The organism is Thermus neutrinimicus, assembly GCF_022760955.1.
Classification (GTDB): domain Bacteria; phylum Deinococcota; class Deinococci; order Deinococcales; family Thermaceae; genus Thermus; species Thermus neutrinimicus.
Genome location: NZ_JAKTNU010000014.1, coordinates 17,872 through 43,339 on the forward strand (window position 1 = coordinate 17,872; position 25,468 = coordinate 43,339).

The 25,468-nt window shown below is 65.9% G+C and carries 24 protein-coding genes; 15 read left to right on the plus strand and 9 right to left on the minus strand.

Annotated features, from left to right (window positions below):
• Positions 1–2 precede the first annotated feature (2 nt).
• The 5 genes from proC to L0C59_RS08555 form a co-directional block, all read right to left on the minus strand.
• The gene (gene proC / locus L0C59_RS08535; protein ID WP_243090934.1) at positions 3–788 is read right to left on the minus strand and encodes a pyrroline-5-carboxylate reductase; all 786 of its coding nucleotides are present in this window, start codon (positions 786–788) and stop codon (positions 3–5) included.
• On the minus strand, positions 785–1,984 hold the full coding sequence (locus L0C59_RS08540; protein ID WP_243090935.1) for an RsmB/NOP family class I SAM-dependent RNA methyltransferase: 1,200 nt from the start codon (positions 1,982–1,984) through the stop codon (positions 785–787). Before L0C59_RS08540 ends, proC begins: the two co-directional genes overlap by 4 nt.
• Positions 1,981–2,253 carry a stage V sporulation protein S gene (locus tag L0C59_RS08545; RefSeq protein WP_014515944.1) on the minus strand — a complete coding sequence of 91 codons (273 nt, stop codon included), beginning with the start codon at positions 2,251–2,253 and terminating at the stop codon, positions 1,981–1,983. Before L0C59_RS08545 ends, L0C59_RS08540 begins: the two co-directional genes overlap by 4 nt.
• 91 nt (positions 2,254–2,344) lie before the next feature.
• Positions 2,345–2,782, minus strand: a complete 438-nt coding sequence (locus L0C59_RS08550; RefSeq protein WP_243090936.1) for a type II toxin-antitoxin system RatA family toxin — start codon at positions 2,780–2,782, stop codon at positions 2,345–2,347.
• Positions 2,783–2,791: 9 nt separating this feature from the next.
• Positions 2,792–3,232, minus strand: a complete 441-nt coding sequence (locus L0C59_RS08555) for a regulatory protein RecX (protein ID WP_243090937.1) — start codon at positions 3,230–3,232, stop codon at positions 2,792–2,794.
• A gap of 17 nt (positions 3,233–3,249) precedes the next feature.
• On the opposite strand from L0C59_RS08555, the gene L0C59_RS08560 reads away from it, so the two are divergent.
• The 6 genes from L0C59_RS08560 (at position 3,250) to L0C59_RS08585 (ending at position 10,522) form a co-directional block, all read left to right on the plus strand.
• Positions 3,250–3,936 (plus strand): metallophosphoesterase, encoded by a 687-nt coding sequence (locus L0C59_RS08560; protein WP_243090938.1) that lies wholly within the window; start codon positions 3,250–3,252, stop codon positions 3,934–3,936.
• Positions 3,937–3,940: 4 nt separating this feature from the next.
• The gene (locus L0C59_RS08565) at positions 3,941–4,219 is read left to right on the plus strand and encodes an Lrp/AsnC family transcriptional regulator (protein WP_243090939.1); all 279 of its coding nucleotides are present in this window, start codon (positions 3,941–3,943) and stop codon (positions 4,217–4,219) included.
• Positions 4,220–4,230: 11 nt separating this feature from the next.
• Positions 4,231–4,779 (plus strand): CPBP family intramembrane glutamic endopeptidase, encoded by a 549-nt coding sequence (locus L0C59_RS08570; protein ID WP_243090940.1) that lies wholly within the window; start codon positions 4,231–4,233, stop codon positions 4,777–4,779.
• Between the two features lie 122 nt (positions 4,780–4,901).
• A complete protein-coding gene (locus tag L0C59_RS08575; RefSeq protein ID WP_243090941.1) occupies positions 4,902–8,102 on the plus strand; it encodes a serine/threonine protein kinase in 3,201 nt (1,066 codons plus the stop codon).
• Positions 8,099–9,142 (plus strand): DUF444 family protein, encoded by a 1,044-nt coding sequence (locus L0C59_RS08580; RefSeq protein WP_243090942.1) that lies wholly within the window; start codon positions 8,099–8,101, stop codon positions 9,140–9,142. Before L0C59_RS08575 ends, L0C59_RS08580 begins: the two co-directional genes overlap by 4 nt.
• Before the next feature lie 3 nt (positions 9,143–9,145).
• Positions 9,146–10,522 carry a SpoVR family protein gene (locus L0C59_RS08585; RefSeq protein WP_243090943.1) on the plus strand — a complete coding sequence of 459 codons (1,377 nt, stop codon included), beginning with the start codon at positions 9,146–9,148 and terminating at the stop codon, positions 10,520–10,522.
• Here L0C59_RS08585 and L0C59_RS08590 read toward each other — a convergent pair.
• From L0C59_RS08590 to pdo, 3 genes are read right to left on the minus strand one after another with little or no spacing between them, the layout of a single operon-like run.
• A complete protein-coding gene (locus tag L0C59_RS08590; protein ID WP_243090944.1) occupies positions 10,519–11,310 on the minus strand; it encodes a TlpA disulfide reductase family protein in 792 nt (263 codons plus the stop codon). The genes L0C59_RS08585 and L0C59_RS08590 overlap by 4 nt on opposite strands.
• A complete protein-coding gene (locus tag L0C59_RS08595) occupies positions 11,310–11,684 on the minus strand; it encodes a rhodanese-like domain-containing protein (RefSeq protein WP_243090945.1) in 375 nt (124 codons plus the stop codon). Before L0C59_RS08595 ends, L0C59_RS08590 begins: the two co-directional genes overlap by 1 nt.
• A gap of 1 nt (position 11,685) precedes the next feature.
• Positions 11,686–12,375 (minus strand): protein disulfide oxidoreductase, encoded by a 690-nt coding sequence (gene pdo / locus L0C59_RS08600; RefSeq protein ID WP_243090946.1) that lies wholly within the window; start codon positions 12,373–12,375, stop codon positions 11,686–11,688.
• A 165-nt stretch (positions 12,376–12,540) separates the two neighbouring features.
• Between pdo and L0C59_RS08605 the strand changes: the two genes are divergently transcribed.
• The 4 genes from L0C59_RS08605 to L0C59_RS08620 are packed head-to-tail and all read left to right on the plus strand — an operon-like array spanning position 12,541 to position 16,312.
• The gene (locus tag L0C59_RS08605; RefSeq protein ID WP_243090947.1) at positions 12,541–13,977 is read left to right on the plus strand and encodes an MBL fold metallo-hydrolase; all 1,437 of its coding nucleotides are present in this window, start codon (positions 12,541–12,543) and stop codon (positions 13,975–13,977) included.
• A 59-nt stretch (positions 13,978–14,036) separates the two neighbouring features.
• Positions 14,037–14,696, plus strand: a complete 660-nt coding sequence (locus tag L0C59_RS08610; RefSeq protein WP_243090948.1) for a rhodanese-like domain-containing protein — start codon at positions 14,037–14,039, stop codon at positions 14,694–14,696.
• Entirely contained in the window at positions 14,693–15,454 is a 762-nt protein-coding gene (locus tag L0C59_RS08615; protein ID WP_243090949.1) for a sulfite exporter TauE/SafE family protein, read from the plus strand. The genes L0C59_RS08610 and L0C59_RS08615 overlap by 4 nt, the downstream gene beginning before the upstream one ends.
• 9 nt (positions 15,455–15,463) lie before the next feature.
• Positions 15,464–16,312 (plus strand): nitrilase-related carbon-nitrogen hydrolase, encoded by an 849-nt coding sequence (locus tag L0C59_RS08620; RefSeq protein ID WP_243090950.1) that lies wholly within the window; start codon positions 15,464–15,466, stop codon positions 16,310–16,312.
• Here the strand turns inward: L0C59_RS08620 and L0C59_RS08625 are convergent.
• The gene (locus tag L0C59_RS08625; RefSeq protein WP_243090951.1) at positions 16,307–17,233 is read right to left on the minus strand and encodes a peptidylprolyl isomerase; all 927 of its coding nucleotides are present in this window, start codon (positions 17,231–17,233) and stop codon (positions 16,307–16,309) included. The two genes, L0C59_RS08620 and L0C59_RS08625, sit on opposite strands and share 6 nt — an antisense overlap.
• 13 nt (positions 17,234–17,246) lie before the next feature.
• Between L0C59_RS08625 and hemE the strand changes: the two genes are divergently transcribed.
• Genes hemE through L0C59_RS08650 form a run of 5 tightly spaced genes read left to right on the plus strand, consistent with a single transcriptional unit; the run spans position 17,247 to position 25,454 of the window.
• Positions 17,247–18,278 (plus strand): uroporphyrinogen decarboxylase, encoded by a 1,032-nt coding sequence (gene hemE, locus L0C59_RS08630; protein WP_243090976.1) that lies wholly within the window; start codon positions 17,247–17,249, stop codon positions 18,276–18,278.
• Positions 18,275–19,228 (plus strand): ferrochelatase, encoded by a 954-nt coding sequence (hemH, locus tag L0C59_RS08635; RefSeq protein WP_243090952.1) that lies wholly within the window; start codon positions 18,275–18,277, stop codon positions 19,226–19,228. The genes hemE and hemH overlap by 4 nt, the downstream gene beginning before the upstream one ends.
• Positions 19,216–20,571: a protoporphyrinogen oxidase gene (hemG, locus tag L0C59_RS08640; protein WP_243090953.1), complete on the plus strand. Its 1,356-nt coding sequence runs from the start codon at positions 19,216–19,218 to the stop codon at positions 20,569–20,571. The genes hemH and hemG overlap by 13 nt, the downstream gene beginning before the upstream one ends.
• Before the next feature lie 35 nt (positions 20,572–20,606).
• Positions 20,607–22,847 (plus strand): sensor domain-containing diguanylate cyclase, encoded by a 2,241-nt coding sequence (locus L0C59_RS08645; protein WP_243090954.1) that lies wholly within the window; start codon positions 20,607–20,609, stop codon positions 22,845–22,847.
• Positions 22,848–22,886: 39 nt separating this feature from the next.
• Entirely contained in the window at positions 22,887–25,454 is a 2,568-nt protein-coding gene (locus tag L0C59_RS08650; protein ID WP_243090955.1) for a bifunctional diguanylate cyclase/phosphodiesterase, read from the plus strand.
• The last annotated feature ends 14 nt before the right edge of the window (positions 25,455–25,468 follow it).

Genomic DNA, 25,468 nt, shown 5'->3' on the forward strand with positions numbered 1-25,468 from the left:
CCTTACTCCGCCTCGCCCAGCTCGTGCCCACGCCGGGTGGCCGCCTCCACCGCCTCGTAGAAGGCGGCGCGCAAGGCACGGGCCTCGAGGGCGTGGAGGCCGTGGATGGTGGTTCCCCCAGGGCTGGCCACCTCGTCCTTGAGCTGGGCGGGATGGCGGCCCTTCAAGAGCTCCCCCGTGGCCGCCAAGGCCTCCGCCGCCAGGCGCAGGGCCAGGGCCCGAGGCATACCCATCTTCACCCCCGCATCGGCCAAGGCCTCCGCCACCACCGCCAGATAGGCGGGGGCGGAGGCGGACATGGCGGTAAAAGGATCAAAAAGGTGCTCGGGGATCTCGTACACATCCCCCACGGTGGCGAAAAGGGACCGGGCAAAGTCCAGGTCCCCCGCCTCCCGGGCCTCCTTTAAGGCGGTAAGGGCGGTGGAACTCTCCCCGATGATGGCCGCCAGGTTGGGCATGGCCCGCACCACTCGCCGGGTGTCCAGCCTGCGGGAAAGCACCGCCGTGGACACCCCGGCCATGATGGAGATGTACCCCACCCCGGGGTGGGCGATCTCCGGGGCCAGATGGGGGAAGTCCCGAGGCTGGACGGCCAGAAGCACCCGCTCCGCCTGGGCGAGTTCCTTGAGGGCTAAAGGGCGAAGGCCAAAGGCCTCGGCCAGCTCCCGGGTGCGCTCCGGGGTGCGGCCCACCACCCCCACCTCCTCGGGCCTGAGGAAACCCCGGTCCAGGGCTCCCTTCAGGATGCTTTTCCCCATCTTGCCCAGGCCCACAAACGCCAGCTTCATGTTTTAAAGTTTACCTTCCGCAGGCGCAGGTAATAGAACCCATCCAAGCCTCCCTCCGGGGCCACGTAGACGCCCAGGCCCGATCGGAGCACGGGAAAGGGGCAGGCAGTGGGCTCGGGCACAAACTCCGGATGCCGGCCGAGAAAGGCCTGGGCCACCCCCTCCCCTTCCTCCTCCGTCAGGGTGCAGACGCTATAGATCAGCATCCCCCCTTCCTCCGTGGCCCGGGCGGCAGTCTCCAGGAGCCTAAGCTGCAACTCTGCCATGCGCCTCGGGTCCTCCGCAACCAGGCGGTAGCGCAGCTCGGGGTGGGAACGGAAAGTACCGGTTCCGGTGCAAGGAGCGTCCAGAAGAACCTTTTTCGCCTTCTCAGAAAGGGGCTCCGTCAGGTCCTGCGTGCGGTAGGCCACCCTAAGCCCCAGCTTTCTCGCCGTCCTCTCCCCCGCCTCCTGGCGCTTGGGATTCAGGTCGTAGGACACCACCTCCGCCCCCTTGGCGGCCAGGTAAAAGGCCTTAAGCCCCGCACCCCCACATAGGTCCAGCACCTTCTCTCCCGGGGCGGGGTCTAGAAGCTGGGCGGCAAAGAGGGAGGCGGGGTTTTGGGGCTGCAGGCCTAGGGCGGAAAAGTCGGTCTTTCCTCCCTCCCAGAGGTAGCTGTCCGGGATAGGGCCTGGCCTTAATCCCTCCACGGGGCGGTAGGCGGTGACGAAGAGGGGAGCGGGTTCGTTGAAACCCTGGGCGAAGGCCACCTGCCCAAAGAAATCCCGCCAGGCCAGGCAAAGCCAGTCGGGAAGGCTTAAGCGCACGCACTCCGGGGCCTCCCGCAGGTGCAGCCGGCGGAGCACGGCGTTGACCAAGCCGGCCAGGCGGGGAGAAACCCTCTTGGCCTCCTCCACCCAGGGGCTCACCCGGGCATGGTCCGCCTTACCCCAAAGCCACTCCCAAGCCCCCAGGCGCAGGATCCAGCGCACCCGGGGGGGAAGCCTATGGGGCCTCTTGAGGTGGGGCTCCAGGAGAAAGTCCAGAAACCGAAGGCGGCGAAGGGCCCCGTACACCAAGTGGGTGGCGTAGGCCTTATCCCGCTCTGGCCAGGGCAGTCGGTCCAGAGCCCGGTCCAGAAGCAGCTGGGCCCTGCCGCCCCGCTCCACCTCGAGGAGGATGCCCACGGCCAGGGCCCGGGGGCTTTCCGGCCTCAAGACTCCAGGGGATGGGCCTTGATGCTGAACTTAAGGGCGGTCCGCTCCTCGTTCTCCAGGTCCAGCTTCACGAAGGCCGGCTTGACCACCAGGTCCAGGTTATCGGGGGCGATGTACCCCCGGGCGATGGCGATGGCCTTCACCGCCTGGTTCACCGCCTGGGGCCCGATGGCCTGCACCTCCACCTCCCCCTTGGTGCGCAACAGCGCCGCAATGGCGCCGGCCACGGAGTTGGGGCGGGACTTGGAAGACACGCGCAACGTTTCCACTTTGACCTCCTGAAAGCTCTTGGGCCACCCCGCTTTGGAAGGACATGGGCGGCTTCACGCCCATGGTAGAGCAAAAGGGCCCCGTGTGCAACTAGGAAGCCAGAACCCGTTCCTCCAGGCCCTTAAGAAGGCTTTCTATATTCTCCTGCATGAGCTTTTGCACCAGCTTCTGCAAAAGCCCGCCAAAGATGGGGATGGTGAGCTCATAGGTGAGGCTCAGGACCACCCGGGTCCCCTCCCCATCCGGCAGGAAGACCCAGGTGCCCTCGTACCGGTCAAAATCCCCCTCCGGGGAGTAGAAACGGTTCCTGAGGTTCTGGTCGTCCCACTCCTCCTCCTCCAGCCAGCGCACCTTCTTGCCCATGGCCACCGCCACCCATTCGCTCCGGGTGCGGTTACCCTCGTGGGAGAGCACCCTGAGGCTCTCCACCTCCTTAAGGTAGGGCTTTAAGCCCTCCAGGTCCTTGGCCAGGGCATACACCTTTTCCGCCGGCGCCTGGATAAAGCGTTCCGCGCGCACCTCGGGCATGGGCTCTTTTTACCCGCTTTCCTCCTCCTTGACAAGCCGGTAAGCCTCCAGGGCCACGGGAAGGGGAAAACCCCGGCCCTGAAGGAAGCGCACCGCCTTGGCCTTGTCCTGGCGGCGGGGGTAGCGGCGGAGGACCCTTAGGGCCGCCTCCAGGCTCTCCTCCTCCCCATAGGCGGCAAGGACCTCCTCCACCACCTCCTGCGGCACCCCCTGGGCTTTCAGGAGAAAGCGAAGCTTATGGGGACCGTACTTCCGCCTGGTGGCCACGAAGGCCTCCGCGAAGGCCCGGTCGTCCAGTAGGCCCAGATCCTCGAGGCGGGCCAGGGCTCCTTCCACCTCTCCCTCGGAAAAGCGGCCAAGGAGCTTCTCCCTTAGGCGGGCCCGGGTCATGGCCCGCCTGCCAAGGAGCCTCAAGGCATAGGCCAGGGCCTCGGCCTTTTCCATACCCATAGGGTACGCTAAGGCCCATGCGGGTCTTCGCCATCGCCGACCCCCACCTCTCCCGCCTCAACCCCAAGCCCATGACCATCTTTGGCCCCAACTGGCAGGGCCACCCGGAGGCGTTCTTCCGGGGCTGGCGGGAGGTGGTGGCGGAAGGGGACCTGGTGATCGTCCCTGGGGACATCTCCTGGGCCATGCGCCTAGGGGAGGCCCTGCCGGACCTCCTGGACCTGGCCGCTTTGCCCGGCAAAAAGGTGCTCCTAAAGGGCAACCACGACTACTGGTGGCCCTCCATAAGCCGGCTGCGGGCCGTGCTCCCCCCAGGGATGTACGCCCTGCAAAACGACGCCCTGGTCCTGGAGGGGGTAGGGGTGGCGGGAAGCCGGGGCTGGCAGTACCCGCCCGCCACCCCGGAGGACGAAAGGATCTTCGCCCGGGAGGTGGAGCGGCTCAAGCTTTCCCTACAGGACCTCAAGGAGAAACCCTACCGGCACCTGGTGGTGGCCTTCCACTTCCCCCCCTTCGGCCCCAAGGGGGAGGCCACCCCCCTTTTGGAGCTGGCCGCGGAGGCCAGGCCCCAGGCCATCGTCTACGGCCACCTGCACGGGGCGGACCCGGAAAAGCTTCCCCAGGAGTACCGGGGCATTCCCCTCCACCTGGTGGCCGCCGACGCCTTGGGCTTCCGGCCCAAGCTGATCCTGGAGGTAGGATAAAGGGGTGATCACCGCCTTCGTACTCATCCGCGTCCGCGGGGACCGGATCGCTGCCCTGGGGGAGGCCATCGCCGAACTCCCCCAGGTGGCCGAGGTCTACTCGGTTACGGGCCCCTTTGACCTGGTGGCCCTTTTGCGGCTTAAGGACCTCGAGGAGCTGGACGATGCCGTCACCCAGGGGATCCTGTCCCTGGAAGGGGTGGAGCGCACGGAAACCCTTCTGGCCTTCCGCGCCTACCCCAGGAGGCTCCTGGACCAGGGCTTCGCCCTGGGCGGGGAGTAGGCCTTAGGGCCTTGGTCCCCCCACCCCTAGGCTTCCTCCTGGCCCTCCAAGGAGGGCTACTCCTCCTTGGGGCCTTGGGCATGCTCCTCTTGGGCCTCCCCTTTGGCCAGGCAGGCCCCGGGGAACTCCTCTATGCCCTGGGCCTCCTCCTAGCCTTGGCCGCCTTGGAGGAAACCGTCAGGCACCTTTTCCCCTCCTCCTTCCGGGAGGCGGAAGGCCTCCACCGGGCCCTGGGAGAGGCCCTGCGCCGGGCGGGTGTGGGACCCACCATCCTCCTTCTCCTCGCCCTCCTCTCGGGGGTGGCGGAGGAGGTCTTCTTCCGGGGCCTCCTGCAAAGCCTCCTCATGGCCTGGCTGGGGCCCGTGGGGCTCTTCCTTCAAGCCCTGGCCTTCGCCCTGCTTCACCCCGCCCCTAGGGGGGCCTTGGCCTATCCCCTCTACACCGGGCTTGCCGGGCTCCTTTTCGGGCTCACCTACCTTCTTACGGGAAGCCTTCTTCCCGGCATCCTGGCCCACTTCCTCCACAACGCCCGGGGGTTTTACGAGATCTCAAGAACCTAGAAAAGCCTAGCGCAAGTCCCCTTCCCCGGCTAGAACCGGGGCCACATTCTTCGCCCAGAACCTGCTACAATAAGGGCAGAGCTATCAAAACACGTCCCTGGCCGGTATGAAGGAGGGCGTCCATGAACGAACTGGAGCGCATCCGCCGCCGTCAAGACCTCGAGGCCTACCGGGCCCTGAGCTGGGAAGGTTCCTTCGCCGAATACCTAGGCCTTCTCAAGAGGGATCCCCGGCCCCTGAGGACCAGCTTCCAGCGGGTCCACGACATGATCCTCGCCCACGGGGTGGAGGAGTACACCCTCTTCAAGGAGAAGCTCCTCCATTACCGCTTCTTTGATGACCCCTTTGAAGGGGGAAAGGATGCCATCTTCGGCCTGGACAAGCCCCTCATGCGCTTGGTGGCCACCCTGAAGGCCGCCGCCCACCGCCTGGGGCCAGAGCGCCGCATCCTCCTCCTCCACGGGCCCGTGGGCTCGGCCAAGAGCACCATCGCCCGGCTTCTCAAGAAGGGCCTCGAGGCCTATAGCCGCACGGAGGAGGGAAAGCTCTTCACCTTCTACTGGAAGACCAAGGAAGGCCCCCTTCCCTGCCCCATGCACGAGGAGCCCCTCCTCCTCCTGCCCAAGGAGATCCGAGAGGAGTTTTTGGAGGAGCTTAGGCAGCTTCACCCCAGTTACCCCTACCCCCTCGAGGTGGAAGGGGACCTCTGCCCGGTGTGCCGCTTCCAGATGCGGGAGGCCTTGGCCCGCCACGGGGGCGATCTGGCCAAGGTGCTGGAGGAGGAGATCGTGGTGAAGCGACTGGTCCTTTCGGAGAAGGACCGCGTTGGCATCGGCACCTTCCAGCCCAAGGACGAGAAGAACCAGGACTCCACCGAGCTCACCGGGGACATCAACTACCGCAAGGTGGCCATCTATGGCTCCGACTCCGACCCCAGGGCCTTCAACTTTGACGGGGAGCTCAACATCGCCAACCGGGGCCTGGTGGAGTTCATAGAGATCCTCAAACTGGACGTGGCCTTCCTCTACGACCTCCTCACCGCCAGCCAGGAGCACAAGATCAAGTCCAAGAAGTTCGCCCAGACGGACATTGACGAGATCATCCTGGGTCATAGCGTCTCCGGGGACACGCCCATCCTGTACCGCTACCGGGGTATCCCGGGGTGGACAACAGTCCAGGGCCTTTGGGAAAGGTTCGGTCACGACCCCACGGGGCTCGAGGTGCTCGCACACGACTTCTCGTCGGGTCAGACGCGCTGGACCCGGGTCCGGTCGATTTTCCGGCACCGCTTTACAGGCGTGATGCTCACCACCTCCCAGAAGTGGGGTGCGGTGGAGACCACTCCCAACCACTCCCTATATGACCGCGACGGGCAGACCTTCTACCCGGAGGAGCGCCGGGAGATCGCGGCCGTGCGCCGGATCCATGTGGATCTCGCCTTAAAGGCAGAAGAGGAGCTTGTGGACGTTGTGGAAGGTGTTGACGGCTTCATCCGCGAAGACGTTCGCGCAGTGGTGGGCAGCGGGCCCCTGACGCGCCCTGCCCGTCCCGGGTGGGCAAGGCTCGCCCTCCCACGGCACGCAACGGAGGTCCGAGCGGTTTACCATCCCCTTCGGGACGAGACTGCCCTCAAGGACCTCCTCACCGTCCTCATCTGGTACGCCACCGAGGGCCACGTAAACGGCAAAAACGGCGGCATCGTGATTAGCCATGCGGACCGGAACGATTTGGAACGGGTTCGTAGGAGTTACGCCCGCATTACAACCGCACACGGTTACATAGACGCCGGCGCCAAGAACGATTCGGCATGGCGACTCTACCTGGGTTCGCAGGCCATCGCCGTGCTCGCGCGGCACCACTGCGGCGAACACGCGGCCTCGAAGAGGCTTCCGGACTTCCTCTTTCGCTTGCCAAGACCATTCCTTGAGCACGCCTTTAACGAGCTGATGCGCACCGACGGTTCCCGTAAGCTCTCCGCAGAGCTTGACCGGACCGCCTCGGCCGACTACCGTGCCCGCTTCTTTGAGTTCAAGACGATCTCACCCATGCTGGCCGCTCAGGTGGGTACCCTGGCGACGCTTTTGGGCCACGACTATAGCGTCTATCGGCAGGAGCGGCCTGGCCGGCCCCCGGCCTACCGGATTCGGTTTGTTTCGGGAGAGGGTAAGCGAGGCGGCCGCCACCGCCGCTTCCAGGCTCGAGTACACTCCCGGAAAGCGTTCGCGGAGTGGGTTTACGACATTGAGTGCGAAGGCCTCCATAACTTCGTCTGCGGCGTGGGGAACGTTGTCTGCCACAATACCAACGAGCCGGAATACCGAAAGCTCCAGGCCAACGAGTACATGGAGGCCCTGAGGGACCGCACCATCAAGATCGACGTTCCCTACATCCTGCGGGTCTCCGACGAGGTGAAGATTTATCAGCGGGACTTCAGCAAGGTGAGGGCCAAGCACATCGCCCCCCACACCCTGGAGATGGCCGCCACCTGGGCGGTCCTCACCCGGCTGGAGCCTCCCAAGCGGGCCGGGCTTACCCTCATGCAAAAGCTCAAGCTCTACGACGGCAAGCTCCTTCCCGGCTGGACGGAGGAGGCGGTGCGGGAGCTCATGGCCGAGGCCAAGCGGGAGGGCCTCGAGGGCATCAGCCCCCGCTACATCCAGGACAAGATCTCCAACGTCCTGGTCACCTCGGAGGAGCCCTGCATTAACCCCTTCATGGTGATGAATGAGCTGGAGGAGGGCCTCAAGCACCACTCCCTCATCTCCGACGAGAAGACCAAGGAGCGGTACAAGGCCCTCTTGCAGGAGGTAAAGGCGGAGTACGCGGAGATCGTGAAAAACGAGGTGCAAAGGGCCATCGCCGCCGACGAGGAGGCCCTAAACCGTCTCTTCCACAACTACATCGACCACGTGAAGGCCTACGTGCTGGGGGAGAAGGTGAAAAACCCCTACACCGGTGCCCCCGAGCCCCCCAACGAAAGGCTCATGCGCTCCATAGAGGAACGCATAGAAATCCCCGAGTCCCGCAAGGACGACTTCCGTCGGGAGATCATGAACTACATCGGCGCCCTAGCCCTGGAAGGGAGGCAGTTCACCTACAAGGATAACGACAGGCTACGCCGGGCTCTGGAACTCAAGCTCTTTGACGACCAGAAGGACACCATCCGCCTTTCCGCCCTGGTCTCGGGGGTGGTGGACCCGGAAACCCAGGCCAAGATCGACGTGGTCAAGGTCCGCCTGATCCGCGACCACGGCTACTGCGAGCGCTGCGCCAGCGGGGTTTTGGAGTTCGCCGCCTCCATCTTCGCCCGGGGTGAGCGATGAGACCCATCGAGCGGGACCTCCTGCGCTTTAAGGAGATCGTTCGCGGGGAGGTTAAGAAAAAGGCCCGGGAGTTTCTAACCCGGGAGGAGCTCTTCGGCCAGGTGGAAGGCCGCCTGGTCTCCATACCCCTGCCCCAGCTGGAGCTTCCCAAGATCGTCTATGGGGAGCCCCTGGGGGAAGACCTGGGCCTTGGGGGCCCGGGGACGGACAGCCTGGGCCCCGCGGGCCACGTGCCCGTGGCCGAGCTGGAGCTGGAGGAGTTCTTGGACCTAGTGGGCGAGGCCCTAAGGCTTCCCCGGCTCAGGCCCAAGGGGGAGGGGGAGGTTACGGAGGAGGCCTTCCGCTACACCACCATAGCCCGCAAGGGGCCAAGGGGCCTCCGCCACGTGCGCCGTACCCTAAAGGAGAGCCTCAAGCGGGCCCTCATTACCGGGGAGTACCGTTCGGAAGAGCCGCTTTTGGTCCCCGAGCGGGAGGACCTCCGCTACAAGGCCCCGCGGAGCAAACCCCGTCCCCACGCCCAGGCGGTGGTCCTCTTTGCCCTGGACGTCTCGGGCAGCATGCGGGAGGAGGAGCTTAGGCTGGTGAAGACCCTTTCCTTTTGGATCACCCTCTGGATCAAGCGCCACTTCCCCCGCCTGGAAAGGCGGTATCTCCTCCACGACGCCGAGGCCTGGGAGGTAACGGAGGAGGAGTTCTTCCGGGCCCGGGAAGGCGGGGGAACGAGGCTTTCCAGCGCCCTCCTCCTGGCGGAGGAGATCCTGAAGCGTTACCCGGAGTCCTTTTACAACCGTTACCTTTACCACTTTTCCGACGGGGAGAACTGGCAGGGGGATACCCCCGTGGCCCTCGAGGCCCTAAGGCGCCTCCTCCCCACCCTGGCCCTCTACGGGTACGCCCAGGTGCAGGGGCCCTACGGCCAGGGGCGGTTCCTGGAGGACCTGAGGGAAGCCTTGGGCAAGGAGGAAGGGCTGGCCGCCACGGAGGTGAAGGGTAAGGAGGATCTGCCCTTGGCCCTGAGGCGGCTTTTGGGAGGCTAAAGGATGCGCAAGGAGCTAAGGCGCTGGGCTGAGATCCTGCGGGAAAGAGCCCTGGCCCAAGGGCTTTCCTTCCCCCCGGTGCTCTTTGAGGAGGTGGGCCCGGAGGAGATGGCCATGTTGGCCGCCTACGGGGGCTTTCCCCGGCGTTATCCCCACTGGCGCTTCGGCAGCGAGTACCTCCGCTACCGGGAAACCTACCGCTACGGCCTCGGGCGCGTCTACGAGCTGGTAGCCAACACCCACCCCGTGCACGCCTACCTGCTCAAGGGCAACACCCTTCTCGCCCAGAAGCTGGTCATGGCCCACGTCTACGCCCATGCCGACTTCTTTCAGAACAACCTGGCCTTCAAGCCCATCCCCAAGGACATGGAAGCGGAGATGGCCCACCATGCGGCCTTCGTGGAAAGGGCCATGGAGCGGTATGGGGCGAGAAGCGTGGAGGAGTTTCTGGACCTGGCCCTTTCCCTGGAAAATCTCATCGATCCCCACGCCCTCTACATCCAAAGGCGGGCGGAAGAGAATACGGAGGAAAGGCCACCCGACCGCCTCCGGGTGCGCCCTTACCTGGATCCCTACGTGAACCCCCCACCCGAGCCCCCAAGGGAGGCCGAGGAAGGGGCCAACCCTACCCCCCTTCCCCCCAGGCCCACCCGGGACATCCTGGGCTTCCTGGCCCGACACGCCCCCTTGGCCCCTTGGCAGAAGGGCATCCTGGAGATCATCCGGGAGGAAAGCCTGTACTACGTTCCCCAGGCCGCCACCAAGATCCTCAACGAGGGCTGGGCCACCTTCTGGCACACCCGCCTCCTCCTCCCCCTCCTCTCCCCAGAGGAGGCCCTGGAGTTCGCCGAGCTCCAGGCGGGGCTTCTCGCCCCCCATGGGTTCAACCCTTACCGCCTGGGCTACCTGCTCCTTAGGGAGGTGGAGGAACGCTGGGATAAGGGGCGGTTTGGCCCGGAGTACGAGGCCCTGCCCCTAGGGGAGCGGCTCGCCTACGAAAGGCCCACCGGCCTGGGGCTAAAGCAACTTTTCCAGGTGCGCACCGTCCACACGGACCTGAGCTTCCTGGATACCTTCCTGACCCCCGAGTTCGCCCTCAGGCAAAGGCTTCTTTCCCCTGAGGACCTTCCCCGCTTCGCCGAGGCCAAGAAAGCCCTCCTTTTCCGCCTCACCAACGGGGGCTACCCCATCGTGGAGCTGGTGGACGCCAACCATGGGAACCGCGGAGAGCTTCTTTTGGAACACGCCTATGAGGGCGTGGAGCTGGACCTGAAGAAGACCCAGGCGGTGCTGGAGAATCTCCACCGCCTGTGGGGCCGGCCCGTGCACCTGAAGACGGTGGTGGGAGGGAAGGAAACCCTTCTTTCCGCAGGGAGCTAGCGCAAAACCCTCAGGTACCCAAGGAGAAGGGCCTCGGAAAGCTCCCCCAGGTGGCGGGCCACCAGGCGCCCTTCCCGGTCAAAGAAGAAGGTGGTGGGGAGGCCCTGGGTCTTCAGGGCCTGGGAAAGCTGGGTTTCCGGATCCAGGAGTACCCACTCGGGGGCAAGCCTCTGTTCTTCCAGAAAGTTCCGCACCACCACCGGCCCCTCCCCTTGGCTGGCGAAGGCGAAGCGCACCTCCGGGTGCTCCTGGCTTAGGCGCACCATCATGGGCAGCTCCCGCCGGCAAGGAGGACACCAGGTGGCCCAGAGGTTCAGGACCAAAGGCTTCCCCCGGAAGTCCTGGAGGTTTACCGGCGTACCCCCCAGGGTGGTGAGGGTGAGGGAGGGTAGGCCCACCTCCTCCCCTCCCCGCCTCTGAACCAGGAAGACCCCAAAGACCAAGCCCGCCGCCAAGGCGGCGAACAGGGCATACCGCCAAAGGTTCTTGGGTAATGCCATCAGCGTGTACCCCCCCGCAGCCAGGATACCCCAAAGGGGGTCAAACCCCCCTTGCCACACGTAGAGGATGGAAAGGGGATCCCGGGCGTAAACGGACGCGTTCTCCAGAACGAAGCCCATTCGTGCCCCAAGAAAACCCACAAGGATGGCGTTGTAGGTCCAGGAAGCGAGCCTCCTACCCACCCTTCGGGCCAGGACCTCCGCCACCGCCACCATGGCCAAAAGGGCCAGGAACACCTGGAACCTGGCCCAGGGGATGGCCAATGGCCCTACCTGCACCGCATCCATCAGCGGACCAAGGGAAAGCCCTCCCTTTGGATGGCCAGGATCCCGCCCTCGAGGTTATAGAGGTTGGTGTACCCCTTCCGCTTCAGGTACTCCGCCGCCTGGCGGCTACGGTTCCCGCTACGGCAGTAGAGGTAGACCGGCTTGTCCTTGGGAAGGGTATCCGCCCACTGGGCAACGGCTTCCACCGGCAGGTTGATGGCCCCGGGGACGTGCCCCTCGGCAAACTCCTGGGGGGTGCGCACGTCCACCACCACCGCCCCCTGGTCCACCGCCTGGTAGAGCTCCCGGGGCCCCACGTTCTGGTAGCTCCCCTTGGGCCCGCAGGCCGCCAGGGCCAGGAAGGCAAAAAACCCGATAACCGCCCGCCGGGTCATGTTAGGCGCTCACCCCCACCGCCTTGCGGATGGCCTGGAGGAACTGGGAAAGAGGCTGGGCCCCAAGAACCCTTTCCTTGCCATGGTTCACGATGGTGTCAGGAACCCCGTGGATGTGGTAGCGGCTGGAGAGCTCGGGGAACTCGTTGGCCTCGATCATCTCGCCCCACACCTTGGGGGAAGCGTAGGCCATGCGGTGGGCGGTGCGCACCGCCTGGGGGCAGTAGGGGCAGGTGGGGGTGACGAAGACCTGGAGGACCACCTCCTCGGGAAGGTTGTTGAGCTCCTGGACCACGTTCTCCGGCAGGCCGTGGCCGTCGCGGCCCAGCATCTCGATGTCCTCGAGGAGGCTGGCAAACTCATACCCTGCCGGAATCCCCCGGTAGCGCAGGTTGATGGCCTCTGAACCCTTCTCCCGCAGGATCAGGGTGGGGGGAGCCTCCACCTTGTACTCCTTCGCCTTCTCCTTGCCCTCCGGGGTAGCCAGGTCGTAGACCACCAGGTAAAGCTTGTCGGAAAGGGCCGCCAGCTCCTCCAAAAGCTGCTTGGTTTCCTTGCAGTAGAGGCAGGGCTCCTTCCCCGGGGCGATCAGGGTGGAGGTATCGGTGAAAAGCACCAGCTCCACGTCCCGCATCAGGTTGGAAAGCCGCTCGCGCACGATCTCCTGCTCCTTAGGTCCCAATAGCGCCATCGTCTCCTCCTGGATACCCCCGTAGGGGTACATCCTTTGCTAAATATAGCAGATGTTTCCCCTAAAGAATAGACCCGAACCCACCGTGCTCCTATTGACACCTAGTACCCCCATGGGGTATCTTAGGCGGCGTGGGGACAATAGTCCCATTCAGGAGGTGAAGCCATGGTATTCAGGCAGATCTACGAGGAGGGTTTGGCCCAGATGAGCTACCTCCTGGGGTGCGCGGCCACCGGGGAGGCCCTGGTGGTGGACCCCAAGCGGGATGTGGACACCTATCTGGAGCTGGCAGAAAGCCTGGGCTTACGCATCACCGCCATCGCCGAAACCCACATCCACGCGGACTACCTCTCGGGGGCCCGGGAGCTGGCCAAGGCCACCGGGGCCACCCTCTACCTTTCCGACGAGGGGGATGAAAACTGGAAGTACAAGGGCCTGGAAGGCTTCTCCTATGTCCTCCTTAAGGACGGGGATGAGTTCCGGGTGGGGAACATCCGCGTAAAGGCGGTGCACACCCCCGGGCACACCCCGGAGCACATTTCCCTCCTGGTGGGGGACGGGGCGGTGACGGACGAACCCCTTCTCTTCCTCACAGGCGACTTCGTCTTCGTGGGGGATATCGGCCGGCCGGACCTTCTGGAGGAAGCCGCCGGCATCAAGGGCACCGCCTTGCCCGGGGCCCGGCGCATGTTCCGAAGCCTCAAGGAGAAGTTCCTTACCCTTCCCGACCACGTCCAGGTCTGGCCGGGCCACGGGGCAGGCTCGGCCTGCGGCAAGGCCCTGGGGGCCCTTCCCGCCACCACCGTGGGCTACGAAAGGCGCTACGCCTGGTGGGCGGAGTACCTGGAAAGGGATGACGAGGAGGGCTTTGTAAAGGCGCTTCTTGCGGGCCAACCCGAAGCCCCCACCTACTTCAAGGAGATGAAACGGATGAACCGGGATGGCATGCCCGTCTTGGGAGGCATCCCCCACCCGGGCCGGCTCACCAAGGCCCAGTTTGACCGCTACCTGCGGGAGGGCGCCATCCTGGTGGACACCCGGGACAAGTTTGCCTTCGCCGGGGGACACATCCCGGGCTCCATCAACATCCCTGCGGGGAAAAACTTCTCCACCTGGGCGGGGTGGCTCCTCCCCTACGACCGGCCCCTGATCCTCCTGGCCCACCCCTCCGAGGTGGAGGCCCTGACCCGGGCCCTGATCCGCATTGGCCTGGACGAGGTGGTGGGGTACATCCCGGGCTTGCAGGGGTACGCGGACGGGGAGCTGGAAACCGTGCCCCAGATCACGGCCCGGGAGGCCAAGGCCCTGTGGGAGCGGGGCGAGGCGGTGATCCTGGACGTCCGGGGCCGGGACGAGTACCTGGCCGGGCACATCCCCGGGGCCTTGAACATCCATGCGGGGCGGGTTCTGGCCCATCTGGACAAGCTCCCCAAGGACAAGCCCCTCGTGGTCCACTGCGTGGGCGGGGATCGCTCCAGCACCGCCATCAGCGCCCTCTTGTCCCACGGATTCAAGAACGCCCTTAACCTCACCGGGGGAATCAAGGCCTGGCAGGAGGCAGGGTTTCCGGTGGCCAAAGGGGAAGAGCTGGTGGGCGCCTAAGCGCCCAGTGGGGAAGCCGGGGCATGAGCCCGGTTTCCCCCTACTCCAAAGGAGGCATCATGTACGAAGCCCAGGTTAAAGACCTTAGCCCTGAGGAGGCCAAGAAGCTTTACGACCAAGGCGTCACCTTCCTCGACGTGCGGGAGGTGGAGGAGTACGCCCAGGCCCGCATTCCCGGGGCGGGCCTTCTTCCCCTCTCCGAGTTCATGGCCCGCCACGGGGAGATCCCCAAGGACAAACCCGTGGTCCTCTACTGCCGCACGGGAAACCGTTCCTGGCAAGCGGCCGCCTGGCTCACCGCCCAGGGCTACGGGAACATCTACAACCTCGAGGGGGGTATCGTCCGCTGGTACCGGGCAGGGCTTCCCGTGGACACCAGCCCGGTGGAGGTGGGCTACACCGCCACCCCATACCAGGAGGTGGGCCCCCACGAGGCGGAAAAGCTCCTAGGGGAAGCCTTGGTGGTGGACGTGCGGGAGCCCTGGGAGTACGTGGAAGGGCACGTGCCCGGGGCGGTGAATATCCCCCTTTCCTCCTTGCCCCAACGGCTTAACGAGCTGCCCAAGGACCGGCCTATCCTCCTGGTGTGCAACTCCGGCAACCGCTCGGGGGTAGCGGCGGACTACCTGGTTGGCCAGGGCTTCCCTGGGGAACGGGTGTACAACCTCGAGGGGGGCACCTACGCCTGGATGGGAGCGGGCCTTCCGGTGGAGCGATGAGCCTGGCCCTTCTGGGCGCCCTCCTCATCGGGCTTTCCCTGGGTCTCTTGGGCTCGGGAGGGTCCATCCTCACGGTGCCCGTTCTCGTCTACCTCCTGGGGGAGCCTCCCAAGCAAGCCATCGCCGAAAGCCTCCTCATCGTGGGGGGGATCGCCCTCCTGGGAGCCTTGCCCTATGCCCTAAGGGGCCTGGTGGACTGGCGCAACGTGCTCCTCTTCGGCCTCCCAGGGATGGCGGGCACCTACCTGGGGGCTTGGCTCTCCCGCTTCGTTTCCGGGGAGGTGCAGCTTCTCACCTTCGCCCTGGTCATGCTTCTCGCCGCCTACTTCATGGCCCGGCCGAGCCCCCTGAGGACCAAGGCCCAAGGAAGCCGCAAGCCCTGGAAGATCCTCCTGGACGGGCTGGCGGTGGGGGCCCTCACCGGCTTTGTGGGGGTGGGTGGGGGCTTTCTCATCGTGCCCGCCCTGGTTCTCCTGGGGGGCCTTCCCATGCACCTGGCCATCGGCACCAGCCTCTTCATCATTGCCCTCAAGTCCTTTGCCGGCTTCTACAAGTACCTGCACCTTTTGCCCGAGCTGGGCCTGGCCGTGAACTATGGGGTGGCCCTCCTCTTCGTGGGGGTGGGGACCCTGGGAAGCTTCCTGGGCGGCCGGCTTGCCGTGCGGCTACCCCAGGAAGGCCTGAGGCGGGGCTTTGCCCTTTTCCTGGTGGTCATGGGAGCCTTCATCGTGGCCCAGAGCCTGGCCCAGGGGCATTAGACTGAAGGGGTGCCCTTCCGCACCCTCTTGGCCATCCAAGCGGAGGCCAAGCCCGAGCATTACCGCACGGAAAAAGCCTTCCGGGAGCGGGTCTTCTCCCTGCTAGGCCCCCTCGAGGGCACCCCCTCCCCCCGCCTGGCCGCCTTCCCCGAGCTCTTCGGGCTTCCCCTCCTCCTGCACCTGGAAGGGGATCTCCGTGCCGGGGACCTTTTGAAAAACCCCCTTCTCCCCTGGAGGCGGGCCCGGCGGGCCTACGGGATTTTCCGGGAGGTGATGGCCGAGGCCGCCAGGGCCTTTGGCACCTACTTGCTCTCTGGCACCCTGCTCTCCCCACCCTATGAGGAGGAGCTAGCCCGGGGGCGGTTCGCCCGCACCCCCCTTTTTCAAAACCTGGCCCTCTTCTTTAACCCCAGGGGCCGCCTCCTGGCCCAGGTGCCCAAGATGGAACTCACACCCCCTGAGCGTTGGCTCAGGCGGGGCACCTTCGGCCCCCACCTGGTGGAAACCCGGGCGGGTAGGGTTGGCATACTAATCTGCTTGGACGGCTTCTTTGAGAAGCACCTGTCCCGGCTGGACGCCCAGGGGGCGGAAATCCTCCTGCAGCCCTCCGCCAACCCCGCCCCCTGGGAAAGGCCTTGGCCCTGGGATAGGTCCAGGAAAGAGGGCGAGGTGTGGCTGGCCTGCGCCAGGGAACGGCTAAGGGACCGGGAGAACCTAAGGCTTCTCCTTAACCCCATGCTGAACGGAACAATCCTGGGCCTAAGCTTTGAGGGGCAAAGCGGCGTCTACGCCCCTGGGGAGGCCCTGGCCTTGGCCCCTGCCCCCCGGGGGGATGCGGCCCTCCTCCTCACGCTATAGGCGCTCGGGGAAAAGGGCTATGGGATAGGGGCGGATCAGGAACCTGACCAGCCTTTCCCAGGCCTTGTCCTTCACCCCTTGGGCCAGCTCCTCCGCCACCTCCTCCAAGGGGTAGCGGCCCGGGGGTACCCGCCTTTCCAAGAGGATCACGTGGAAGCCAAACTCCGTCCCCACGGGAGGGGAAACCTCCCCGGGCCTCAGGGCCAGCAGGGCCTTTTCAAAGGTGGGGATGTAGGTGCCCTCTGGCTCGCAACCCAGATCCCCCCCAGCCTCCTTGGAGCCAGGGTCCTGGGAAACCTCCTGGGCCACCTGGGCAAAGGCCTCCCCCTTGGCCAGGCGGGCGAGGACCTCCTTGGCCGCCTCGAGGGTGGGCACCAGGATGTGCCGGGCGCAGTAGAGGGTGGGGTGGCGGTACTCCGGGGACAGGAGCCAAAGGGCCTTCAGGGCCGCCGGGGAAACCTTAAGCTGCGCGCGGTAATGGGCCTCCAGGGCCTCGAGGGCCATGGCCTCGGAAAGCAGGGTGCGGTAGGTGGCCAGGTCAGGCACCCCTGCCCCCTCCAGGGCCCTCTGCAGGGCCTCCTCTTCGGGGAAGGCCCTCACCAGCTGGGCCACCCGGGCCTCCACGCTATCGGGCAAGGGCCAGAAACCCTGGCGCCTGGCCAGCAAAAGTAGCGCCCGCTCCTCCGCCAGGGCCTCCAGGTAAGGGGCCCGGTACTGGGCAAGGAGGGCCCGGGTTTCCTCGGAGTCGGGCAGGCCAAGCTGCCGCAGCGCGCTTTTGGCGAAGAGGCCAAAGCGGAGCTCAAACTGGCCTTTGGTGATGCTTTCTGGCCCCACCTGGGCCACCACGGGGTCTTCCTGGGCCTGGACCCAAGGGGATAGGCTCAGGCCTAAGGATAGGAGGAGGGGAAAAGGGAAGCGCATGCCCCATGCTAGCATGAAGGGCGTGAACGACCTCATCCTCCAGGCGGCCCGGGGCAGGCCCACCTCGAGGCCCCCCGTCTGGTTCATGCGGCAGGCGGGGCGCTACCAAAAGGAGTACCAGGAGATCAGGCGGCGCTACACCCTACCGGAGATCGTGCAAAACCCCGAGGTCTGCGCCCAGGTTACCCTCCTTCCGGTGAGGCAACTGGGGGTGGACGCCGCCATCCTCTTTGCGGACATCACCACCCCCCTCTATGGGATGGGGGTGGAGCTGGACCTGGTGGAAGGCAAAGGCCCCGTCATCCACCGGCCCATCCGGGATCCCAAGGGGGTGGAGGCCCTAAGGCCCCTGGAGCCGGAAGCGGCGGTGCCCTTCGTCCTGGAGACCATCCGCCTGCTGAAAAGGGAGCTTAAGGTGCCCCTCATCGGCTTTGCCGGGGCTCCTTTCACCCTGGCCAGCTACCTCATTGAGGGCGGGCCAAGCCGCCATTTCAAGGAGGTCAAGGCCTTCATGTACCGGGAGGAAGCCCTTTGGCACCGACTTCTGGAGAAGCTCACCCAGGCCATGGCCCGCTACCTGAAGGCCCAGGCCGAGGCAGGGGCCGACCTCCTCCAGGTCTTTGACTCCTGGGTGGGGGCCCTTTCCCCTGCCGACTACCGCCGCTATGTGAAGCCCCACATGGCCAGGCTCTTCCAGGAGCTGAGGCCCCTGGGGGTGCCCGTGATCCACTTCGGGGTGGGGACCATGGGCCTTCTCAAGGAGATGCAGGAGGCCGGGGGGGAGGTGATCGGCCTGGACCACCACACCCCTCTTCCCTGGGCCCGGGAGGTGCTGGGGGAAACCCCCGTCCAGGGCAACCTGGACCCCGTGGTCCTCTTTGCCCCCAAGGAGGTGATCCGGCGGGAGGTGGAAAGGATCCTTGGGGAAAACGCCCGCCGGCCCGGGCACATCTTCAACCTGGGCCACGGGATCCTACCCGGCACCCCGGTGGAACACGTGCGCTATGTGGTAGAACTCCTCAAGGAAAAGGAGGAAGAGGCATGAACGTACTCCTCATGGCCTACGGAACCCCCTACACCCCGGAAGAGATCGAACCCTACTACACCGACATCCGCCGGGGAAGGCGCCCTTCGGAGGAACTTTTGCGGGAGCTGGAGGAGCGCTACGACGCCATCGGGAAAAGCCCCCTCAACGAGATCACCCTGGCCCAGGCCATCCGGCTCCAGGCGCTTCTGAACCTCGAGGCCCCCTCCTACCCCAAGCGCCTCCTGGGCCCCTTCGGCCCCCGCACCCCCCAGGGCCCGGCCCGGGTCTACGTGGGCACCAAGCACTGGCACCCCTCCATCGGGGAGGCCATCGCCGCCATGCACGAGGATGGGGTGAGGCGGGCGGTGGCCATCGTGGCAGCCCCCCACTACTCCCTAAGGAGCGTGGCGGAGTACCAGGAGAAGGTGGAGGCCGCCCTAAAGTCCCTCCCCGAGCCCATGGAGATGCTCTGGGTGGAAAGCTACGAGGCCCATCCTGGCCTGATCGCCGCCTACGCCAGGAGGCTGGAGGAGGCCATCTGGCGGCTCAAGGAGCCCAGGAAGGCCGCGTACATCTTCACCGCCCACTCCATCCCCCTTGCCGCCGTGGAACGGGGCGACCCCTATCCCCGCCAGGTGGAGAGGACGGCGGAACTCATCGCCAAAAGGCTTGCCCTGCCCCGCTTTAGCGTGGCCTACCAGTCCGCAGGCCGCACCCCTGAGCCCTGGCTTGGCCCCGACGTCAACGAGCACCTCAGGGCCTTAAGGGAGGAGGGCTTTGAGGAGGCGGTGGTGCAGGCGGTGGGCTTCCCCGCCGACCACCTGGAGGTCTATTACGACCTGGACCTCGAGGCCCAAGCCACCGCCCGCGAGGTGGGCTTGAGGCTTGTCCGGGCCCGGAGCCTCAACGCCGATCTGGACTACATCCAGGTGCTTAAGGAGCTGGTGGAGGCGGCGTGGCTCAAGTAGCCGTGGTGGGGGGAGGATGGGCGGGGCTTTCCGCCGCCTTGGCCCTAAAGGATTCTGGGGTGGACCTCCTCCTCCTGGAGGCCAGCCTGCGCCTGGGAGGGAAGGTGCGCACCCACCAGGGGGAGGGGTTTTTGGTGGAAGGGGGCCCGGACGCTAGCGTGCGCTACAAAAAGGAGGTCCTGGAGCTTGCCGAGCGCTTCGGCCTCACCCCCATCGGCACCCTGCCCGCCAAGCCCGCAGCCCTGATCCTGCGCAAGGGGAAAGCCCATCCCCTCCCCGAGGGGCTTTTGCAAATCGTCCCCGGGGATCTCAAGGGCCTCTACCGCACCTCCCTCCTCTCCTTATCCGGAAAGCTCAGGGCGCTGTACGACCTCATCCTCCCCCGGGGAAGCAAGGAGGACGAAAGCCTAAAGGAGTTCGTGGAACGGAGGCTGGGCCCCGAGGTCTTCGCCGCCCTGGTGGCGCCCCTGGCGGGGGGCATCTACGGGGGGGAACCGGAGGAGCTTTCCATGAAGGCCGCCTTCCCCCAGCTTCTGGATCTGGAAAGGAAGCACCGGAGCCTCATCCTGGGGGCCATGCGGGCCCGAAGGGCACGGGGTAGCCGGGAAGGGGGAAGCCTCTTCTTTTCCTTCCAGGAAGGGCTTTCCCTCTTAACGCGGAGGCTTTCTGAGGAGGTGGCGGAAAAAACCCTCCTGGGCACACCGGTCCTGGCCCTCGAGCCCCTGGGGGGCCGGTACCGCCTTCACACCCCCAGGGGACCCCTGGAGGCGGAGGCGGTGGTCCTGGCCACCCCCGCCCCGGTGGCCGCCCACCTCCTAAGGCCCTTCCTTCCCGAGGCCACGGCCCTTCTCAAGGGCATTCCCCACACCCCGGCCGCCACGGTGAGCCTGGCCTTTGGGGAGGAGTTGCCCGTGGAAGGGCATGGGCTTCTGGTAGCCAAAGGGGAGGGATACCGGGCCAGGGGGTTTACCTGGACGCACCGGAAGTGGCCAGGAAGGGCCCCGGAAGGGTTCAGCCTGGTGCGCGCCTACTTCTCCGGGGAGGTGGCGCGGCTTTCGGAAGGGGAGCTGGCCAAGGTGGCCCTCGAGGACCTCCGCCTTTTCCTGGGCCGTGAAGTGCGCCCGGCACGCACCTGGGTCTTCCGCTTCCCCGAGGGCATGCCCGCCTACCGGGTGGGGCACCTGGAGCGCATGGAAAGGCTGGAGATGAGCCTTGTCAAGGCCCCGGGCCTCTTTCTGGCGGGGAACTACCTGGAGGGGGTGGGCCTGCCCGAGGTGGTGCGCTCGGGAAAGAGGGCGGCCCAAAGGGCTCTGGCTTACCTGGCCCTGGCCCCCACCCCCTAGGCAGGAAAGGGGTTGCCGGATAGACTAGGGCAAACATGCCTCTGCCCTACCCCGTGATCGCCTTGGGCTCCCTCCTCCTGGGGCTCCTGGCAGGGGTTTTGGGCTATCCAGACCCCTACATCCTCCCCTGGTTCATGATCCTCACCGCCAGCACCGCCAGCGTGTACGGGCTTCCCTTGGGGTTGCTGGCGGCTTTGCTCTCCACCGGGCTTCTCCTCCTCTTTCCCGGCTTTCACCCCATGGCCCTGGCCATCCTCCTCCTTTCCGCCTGGCTGGCCCACGCTATCGGGGAAAGCCTGCGAAAGGCTCACCGCCGGGCCAAGGCCTTGGCCAAAAGCCAGCGCTACCTGGCCGAGGCCCTCGAGGCCCTGCCCCAAGCGGAAAACCGCCACGCCCTTTTACAAAGCCTCCCAGAACGCCTCGCCGCCCTGGGAACCGGGGGGCACGTGGGGGTCTGGGTTCCCACCGGCCAAGGTTTCCGCCTCCTGGCCAGCGTCCCTCCCTTGGAGCTGGAGGAAGTCCCGGCCACGGGGGTGCTGGGCCGGGCCCTCCGGGAAGGGCAACCCGTCCACGTGCCCGACGTGCGGAAGGAGCCAGGCTACATCGCCGCTCCCCACCTAAAGGTCCTCTCCGAGCTGGCCCTGCCCCTTTGGGAGCGAGGCGAGGTGGTGGCCGTGCTCAACCTGGAACGCCCCCATCCCTTCGCCCCGGAGGAGGTGGAGGGGCTCGTGCGCTTTGCCCAAGCGGTGAGCCTAGAGCTGGACCGGCTGGCCGACCTGGAGGAACGCCGCCTCCTGGCAGGGCTTTCCGAGCGCCTGCACAGCGCCCGCACCTTGGAGGAAGCCGGGGAGAAGGCCCTGCACCTCCTTTTGCAAACCCTAGGGTTAGAGGCGGGAACCCTCTGGCAGGCCCAAGGGGGGCGCATGAAGGCCCTCGCGCACCACGGGGTGAACGAGCCCAGCCTCCTCCAGGTGCTGGAGGAAGGCCTTCCCTACGGCCAAGGCCTGGCCTGGAAGGTGTACCAGACTTCAAGCCCCCTCTTCACCGCCCGTTACACCGAGGAACCCGGGGCCATACCCCCCCTGAAGGCCCTGGGTTGGGATACCCTGGCCGCCCTCCCCATCCTCACCCCCGGAGCCCCGAGGAGCCGGTGGGTGTTGGTGGTGGGAGAGAGGGCAAAGCGCCTTTGGCGCAAGGCGGAGATAGAGCTTCTCCTCATGGCTTGCCGCACCCTGGGCCTTGGCCTGGAGCGCTTACAGGAAAAGGCCCGGCACGAGGCGGTCAACCGTCTTTTCCTGGAGTTTTTGGAAAAACCTCCAGAGGAGTTGTACCCCCGCGTGCTGGAAGAGGCCATTCGCCAGGTACCCGGTTCGGAGACGGGAAGCCTGCTGGTGTGGGAGGATGGGGCCTACCGGTACAAGGCTGCCATGGGCTATGACCTGGAAGGCCTACGGGCGGTAGCCTTCCTCCAGGAGGACCAGCTCCTCTGGTACGGCCTAGGGCCCCACAAGGCCCGCCAGGGCGAGCCCCGCATCCTAAGCCAAGAGGAAAAGCCCATCGCGGAGATCAGCCACCAGACGGCTCCCCCAGAGGTGATCGACACCGCGGGCAAAGCTCTGGAGATTAAGGCCAACCTTTGCCTGCCCATCCCCTACAAGGGGGAGGTCCTGGCCTACCTAAACCTGGACAGCCTGCACGACCCTAAGGCCTTCGGCCAGGACTCCCTGGAAGTTGCCCGCTTCTTCGCTGCCCCCCTGGCCACCCTCCTCCACGAGGTGCGTGCCCGGAAGCTTTTGGAGGAGGCCGCCCTCACCGATCCCCTCACGGGGCTTGGAAACCGTCGGGCCTTTGAGCGCTTCCTCCAAGAAGAGCTCAAGCGGGCCGAGCGCTACGGCCATCCCCTTTCCCTGGCGGTCTTGGACCTAAGGGGCTTCAAGGCGGTGAACGACCGGCTTGGGCATGCCGTGGGGGACCTGGCCCTCATCAGGGTGGCCGAGGTTATGGAAAGGGAAAGGCGCAACGGCGACCGCCTCTTCCGCTGGGGCGGGGATGAGTTTGCCGCCATCTTCCCCCATACCCCAAAGAGGGGGGCCGTGGCGGCAGCCCTTCGCTACGCCAAGGCCATCCAGGGCCTCTGCTTTGACGGGCTCTGCTTGGGGGTGAATATCGGCGTGGCCAGCTACCCTGAGGACGGGACCACCCAGGACGAGCTCCTCTCTGCGGCCGATACCCGCATGTACGAGGCCAAGGCCCGGGGCCAGGTCATGGTGGGTTGAACCTACGCCAAGGAGCGGTATACTGGACCTAGCTTAGCCATGGACGGTAACTGGGGCCTCGGTCTTTTCCAAGCCCTTCTTCCCCTCCTGCGAAAGGGGCTGAACGGGCTCCCGCAGGCCTTGGAGGCGGTGGGCCGGGCCCTTTTGGCCCAGCGGGCCTACCTCTTCCGCCTCGAGGAGCGCCAGGGCATCTGGTACACCAGCCAGCTTTCGGAGTGGGCGGGGCCCGATACCACCCCCCAGCTGCACAACCCCGCCCTGCAAAACCTCCCCATGCGGGAAGCAGGCTATGGGCGCTGGCTGAACCTTTTCCTGCAAGACCGGGCGGTGGCAGGCCCAGTGCGTTCCTTCCCCGAGGAGGAGCGGCCCCTGCTGGAGGCCCAGAACATCCAGAGCCTCCTGGTGGTGCCCATCTGGGTGGAGGGAAGGCTCTGGGGGTTTTTAGGGGTGGACGACTGCCGGCGGGAAAGGGAGTTCCCCGCCGAGGAAGAAGCCTTTCTACGCGCCGTGGCCGAGGTCCTGGCCCTTGCCATGGAACTCTGGGAGCGAACCCAGGGACTTGGGCACCTCCTGGAGGCCGCACCCCTCTACCTGGCCCGCTTGGACAAGGAAGGCCGGCTCCTCTACGCCAACCCCAGCCTGAAGCGGGCCTTTCCCCAGGGGGTTTCCCTGCCCGTGGCCGAGGCGCTCAGCGTCCCGGGCAGGCCCCGAACCTTCCTCAGCCAGGAAGGCCAAGCGGTGGAATGGATCCTGCTGGCGGTACCGGGGCCCGGGGCAGAGGTGCTGGAGGTTCTCGCCCTAGGGGTGGATGTGACGGAGCGGGAACAGGCCCGGGCACGGGAAACCCGCTGGAACACCTTCCGTCGGAACCTCCTTAGGGTTTACGAGACCCTGATGGCCGAGGGGCTCTCCGATTCCCTGTTTGGGCTGATCCTCGAGGCGGCCTTGGACACCATCCCCACGGCCCAGGCGGGAAGCGTCACCGTGCTCATGGAGGACGGCTGCTACCACTTCCTGGCGGCACAGGGTTACGACCTGGAGGCCCTCCGCCAGGTCTGCCTGCGCCCTGAAGAACCCCTTTCCCTCACCGGCCACAAGGAGGCCCAGGTCTTCACCTGGAAGGACCTGGAGCGCTTCAACGCCCGCCTGGACGAAACACGGCGCAGGGTGATGGAGGAAGCCGGCAGGGTGCGGGAAATCAAGGCCATCCTCTCCGTGCCCGTGTACCTGGCGGGGGAGCGGAAGGCCTTCTTGTACCTGGACAACTTTGAACAGGAGGATGCCTTCACCCCTTTGGACCTGGAGCTGGCCCAGGCTTTTGCCAGCCAGCTGGGCGTCCTCCTCCGGAGGATGGAGCTGGAGAGTCAGATCCAACACCTGGCCTACCACGACCCGTTAACAGGTCTTCCCAACCGCCTGTTCTTCCTGGAGAAACTGGCCCAGGCCCTGAAGGAGGGGGCCGAGGACCTGGCCGTCATGTGCCTAGACCTGGATGGGCTGAAGCTGGTGAACGACCTGGATGGCCACGCCGCCGGGGACGAGGTGCTCAGGGTCATGGCCGCCCGCTTCCGGGCCGCCCTTCGCCCCCGGGACCTGGTGGCCCGGCAAGGGGGGGACGAGTTTTTGGTGCTTCTCACCAATCTCAGGTCGCCTATAGAGGCCATGCGGGTGGCCGAAAGGCTCCTGGAGGTGGCCCGCCTACCCTGCCCGGTGGGGGAGCGCACCTACCATCTTTCCACCTCCATAGGCATCGCCATGGGGGAACCTGGCCTTTCCCCTGGCGAGCTCCTTAAACGGGCCGACCTGGCCTTGTACCAAGCCAAGGGGGAGGGGAAGAACCGCCTATCCTTCTTTGAACCTCAGCTACAGGAGGAGCTGAAGCGGGAAATCGGCCTCCTCGAGGCCCTGCGGGAGGACCTGGAACAGGGGAAGGGGCTTCACCTGGCCTATCAGCCCATCGTGGACCTTTCCACGGGGCAAAGGGTGGCCCTCGAGGCCCTCCTGCGCTGGCGCCTGGCTCCGCCTTCCGTGTTCATCCCCCTGGCGGAACGCCACCGCCTCATGCCCGAGTTAGGCCGCTGGGTCCTTCGCCAAGCCTGCCAGGACCAGGCCCTCCACGGCCTCAAGGTCCATGTGAACGTAAGCCCCCAGGAGCTCCTGGACCCCACCTATGCTTTCCGGGTGGCCGAGGCCCTGGAAGCTACCTCGTGTCCACCGGCCAACCTGGTCCTGGAGATCACGGAAAGCACCCTAATCCCCGACGAAAGAGGGCGGGACGCCAGCCAAGCCCTCTGGGCCCTGCGGGAGCTGGGGGTAGGCATCTTCTTGGATGACTTTGGCTCGGGGTACTCCAGCCTGGAACGTCTGGCTGAGCTTCCCGTGGATGGGGTCAAGCTGGGTCAGGCCTTCACCCAGCGCCTGGGCAACCCCCCAGACCCCCAAGGCCCCGCCGCCCGGATGGTGGCCGCCGTCCTGGCCCTGGCCCAAGCCCTGGGGCTTAGGGCCATCGCGGAGGGCATAGAAGATGAGGCGGTCTTGGCCTACCTTAAACACCTGGGCTTTCCCTTCGGACAGGGGTACCTTTTGGGCAGGCCCAAGCCCCTATAGTGGGGCGAAACCCC

What these genes read in the sequence shown, in the direction of transcription:
- proC (WP_243090934.1), bottom strand. Translation starts at nt 788, where the DNA reads ATGAAGCTGGCGTTTGTGGGCCTGGGCAAGATGGGGAAAAGCATCCTG.
- L0C59_RS08550 (WP_243090936.1), bottom strand. Translation starts at nt 2,782, where the DNA reads ATGCCCGAGGTGCGCGCGGAACGCTTTATCCAGGCGCCGGCGGAAAAG.
- L0C59_RS08555 (WP_243090937.1), bottom strand. Translation starts at nt 3,232, where the DNA reads ATGGGTATGGAAAAGGCCGAGGCCCTGGCCTATGCCTTGAGGCTCCTT.
- L0C59_RS08560 (WP_243090938.1), top strand. Translation starts at nt 3,250, where the DNA reads ATGCGGGTCTTCGCCATCGCCGACCCCCACCTCTCCCGCCTCAACCCC.
- L0C59_RS08575 (WP_243090941.1), top strand. Translation starts at nt 4,902, where the DNA reads ATGAACGAACTGGAGCGCATCCGCCGCCGTCAAGACCTCGAGGCCTAC.
- L0C59_RS08580 (WP_243090942.1), top strand. Translation starts at nt 8,099, where the DNA reads ATGAGACCCATCGAGCGGGACCTCCTGCGCTTTAAGGAGATCGTTCGC.
- L0C59_RS08585 (WP_243090943.1), top strand. Translation starts at nt 9,146, where the DNA reads ATGCGCAAGGAGCTAAGGCGCTGGGCTGAGATCCTGCGGGAAAGAGCC.
- L0C59_RS08590 (WP_243090944.1), bottom strand. Translation starts at nt 11,310, where the DNA reads ATGGATGCGGTGCAGGTAGGGCCATTGGCCATCCCCTGGGCCAGGTTC.
- L0C59_RS08595 (WP_243090945.1), bottom strand. Translation starts at nt 11,684, where the DNA reads ATGACCCGGCGGGCGGTTATCGGGTTTTTTGCCTTCCTGGCCCTGGCG.
- pdo (WP_243090946.1), bottom strand. Translation starts at nt 12,375, where the DNA reads ATGGCGCTATTGGGACCTAAGGAGCAGGAGATCGTGCGCGAGCGGCTT.
- L0C59_RS08605 (WP_243090947.1), top strand. Translation starts at nt 12,541, where the DNA reads ATGGTATTCAGGCAGATCTACGAGGAGGGTTTGGCCCAGATGAGCTAC.
- L0C59_RS08610 (WP_243090948.1), top strand. Translation starts at nt 14,037, where the DNA reads ATGTACGAAGCCCAGGTTAAAGACCTTAGCCCTGAGGAGGCCAAGAAG.
- L0C59_RS08615 (WP_243090949.1), top strand. Translation starts at nt 14,693, where the DNA reads ATGAGCCTGGCCCTTCTGGGCGCCCTCCTCATCGGGCTTTCCCTGGGT.
- L0C59_RS08625 (WP_243090951.1), bottom strand. Translation starts at nt 17,233, where the DNA reads ATGCGCTTCCCTTTTCCCCTCCTCCTATCCTTAGGCCTGAGCCTATCC.
- hemE (WP_243090976.1), top strand. Translation starts at nt 17,247, where the DNA reads ATGAAGGGCGTGAACGACCTCATCCTCCAGGCGGCCCGGGGCAGGCCC.
- hemH (WP_243090952.1), top strand. Translation starts at nt 18,275, where the DNA reads ATGAACGTACTCCTCATGGCCTACGGAACCCCCTACACCCCGGAAGAG.
- L0C59_RS08645 (WP_243090954.1), top strand. Translation starts at nt 20,607, where the DNA reads ATGCCTCTGCCCTACCCCGTGATCGCCTTGGGCTCCCTCCTCCTGGGG.
- L0C59_RS08650 (WP_243090955.1), top strand. Translation starts at nt 22,887, where the DNA reads ATGGACGGTAACTGGGGCCTCGGTCTTTTCCAAGCCCTTCTTCCCCTC.